This window comes from Streptomyces sp. SID14478, from assembly GCF_010548525.1.
Taxonomy (GTDB): Bacteria; Actinomycetota; Actinomycetes; order Streptomycetales; family Streptomycetaceae; genus Streptomyces.
Window position 1 is genome coordinate 1 of record NZ_JAAGMG010000967.1, and the last position, 2,379, is coordinate 2,379.

The 2,379-nt window shown below is 72.7% G+C and carries 2 protein-coding genes and 1 pseudogene; all 3 read left to right on the forward strand.

Features of this window, described 5'->3' with window-relative positions:
- Positions 1-234, forward strand: a pseudogene (locus G3I40_RS31145) (hypothetical protein); the annotation flags it as partial.
- Between the two features lie 410 nt (positions 235-644).
- A complete protein-coding gene (locus tag G3I40_RS31150) occupies positions 645-1,796 on the forward strand; it encodes a low temperature requirement protein A (RefSeq protein ID WP_164305965.1) in 1,152 nt (383 codons plus the stop codon).
- Between the two features lie 191 nt (positions 1,797-1,987).
- A partial coding sequence (locus tag G3I40_RS31155; RefSeq protein ID WP_203645104.1) for a P1 family peptidase occupies positions 1,988-2,379 on the forward strand: 392 nt, incomplete at its 3' end.

Consider the following 2,379-nt stretch of genomic DNA (forward strand, 5'->3'; position numbering starts at 1 on the left):
GGGCACCGGCGGATCGGGATCGTGACGCACCTGCTGGCCCCCGGCCGCTTCACCGAGGCGCTGCGCACCGCCCCGGCCGAGCTGGTCACCGCGCCCCTCGCCGACCATCCGGCGGTGGCCGACCTCGTGGTGCGGCGCTACCGGCACGCGGCCCGTGACGCCTTGTGGGCAGCGGGCGCTGAGGGACCGGGTCCGGCACGGGTCGCGTGCCGCACTGCCCGCCCCGCTGCCTGATCTGCTGTCCTGGGCGCATGACGCCCGCACCCGACACCCCGAACACCCCCAACACCCCGAGCACCCCCGGGGCCCCGAACACTCCCAACACCTCGAACACCCCCGGGACCCCGAACACTCCCAACACCTCGAGCACCCCCGGGACCCCGAACACTCCCAGCACGTCAGAGAATCCCGGCACCCCCGAGACCGCGAACTCTCCCGAGACCCCGAACTCTCCCGACACCCCGAACTCTCCCGAGAGCCCGAGCTCCTCTACGGCTCCGAGTGCCCCTGGGACCTCGCGCACCCCGGAGACTCCAGGAGCCCCCGACGCCCCACGTGCTCCGGGCACTCCACACGCTCCACCGAGCGCGGGCTCCGATGACACCTCCACCGCGGGCCGGGCGGGCCGTTCCCCCGTGCGCCGCATGGTCGAGCGCGAGCGGGACGAGGAGCATCGCGTCGCGTCGCCGCTGGAGCTGTTCTTCGACCTGTGCTTCGTCGTGGCGGTGGCGCAGGGCGGGGCGGAGCTGGTGCACGCGATCGCCGAGGGGCACACGGGCAGCGGGGTGATCGACTACGCGCGGATCTTCTTCGCGATCTGGTGGGCGTGGATGAACTTCACCTGGTTCGCCTCCGCGTACGACAACGACGACGTGATCTACCGGGTCGTCACGCTCGTGCAGATCGCGGGGGTCCTGGTGCTCGCGGCCGGGGTCTCGCGCGCGTTCGCCGACGAGTTCACGGTGGTCTACCTCGGCTACCTGGTCATGCGGCTCGCGATGGCGGCGCACTGGCTGCGCGCCGCGAAGGCCACGCGCGGGGCGGAGCGGACCGTCGCGCTGCGGTACGCGGGTGGGGTGCTGCTGTGCCAAGTGGGCTGGCTGGGACTGATGTTCACGCCGTCGGGTGCACGGAACTGGGTGTTCCTGGCGATGGCGGTCCTGGAGATGTGCGTGCCGGTGTTCGCGGAGAGGAACCGGCAGACGTCCTGGCACCCGCATCACATCTCCGAGCGCTACGGCCTGTTCACCATCATCGTGCTCGGCGAGACGATCGCCGCGGCGACGGTCGCGGTGAAGTCCGGCATCGAGGAGCACGACGCGCTGGGCGAGTTGCTGCCGATCGCGGCCGGTGGGCTCCTCATCGTGTTCGCCGCGTGGTGGATCTACTTCGCGGTCCCGATCCACGACCGGCTGCGGAGCAACCGGCAGGCGTTCCTGTGGGGGTACGGCCACTACTTCATCTTCGCGTCGGCGGCGGCGATCGGCGCGGGCATCGAAGTGGCGGTCGAGCAGGCGGTCGGCGCGGCGCATCTGTCCAGGATCGCGGCGTCCGCGGCGGTGACGATCCCGTCAGCGGCGTTCCTGCTGATGGTGTGGGCGCTGCACGCGCGGTACTTCAAGGTGGGCGCCGCACAACAACTGGCGCTTCCGGTGAGCGCGCTGCTGGTGCTCGGCTGTACGTTCGCGGGCCACTGGGCGGTGTTCGCGGCGGGCGTCGTGGCGGCGCTGACGGTGGCGGTCGGCGTGATGCTGTCGGCGGCCGGGAACGCACGGGCGGACCTGGCGGCGACCTGACCGACGACGTCGCCCCCGAGACGACGCCGCCTTCGAGCCGCAGGAGAGGCCCACAGAGGCCCACGCGGGCATGCGGGGCCCTGATAGGCACATGGAAGGCCCACGGGAGGCAAACGGGAGGCCCCGAGAGGCCCTGCGGAAGGCCCGGAGAGGCCCCGCCGGAGGCCCAACTGCACTGGTATGCATGAGGCATGACGACGTACAACGACGCACTCACGGACGTGCCGGGCCTGCGCGTCGGGCACGCCACCCGCACCGATGACGGCTTCCTGACCGGGACCACGGTCGTGCTCGCGCCCGAGGGCGGCGCGGTCACCGCCGTCGACGTGCGCGGCGGCGGCCCGGGCACCCGGGAGACCGACGCCCTCGACCCGCGCAACCTGGTGCAGCACATCGAGGCGATCGTGCTGACCGGCGGCAGCGCGTACGGGCTCGACTCGGCGTCGGGGGTGATGGCCTGGCTGGAGGAGCAGGGTCGCGGCATCCCGGTGGGCGGGCCGGAGCGGGTCGTCCCCGTGGTGCCGGCGGCCTGCGTGTTCGACCTCGGCCGGGGAGGCGACTGGCGGGCCCGCCCCGACGCCTC

Excerpts from the sequence above, each read along its gene's own strand:
- G3I40_RS31150 (WP_164305965.1), top strand. The coding sequence starts at position 645 with ATGGTCGAGCGCGAGCGGGACGAGGAGCATCGCGTCGCGTCGCCGCTG.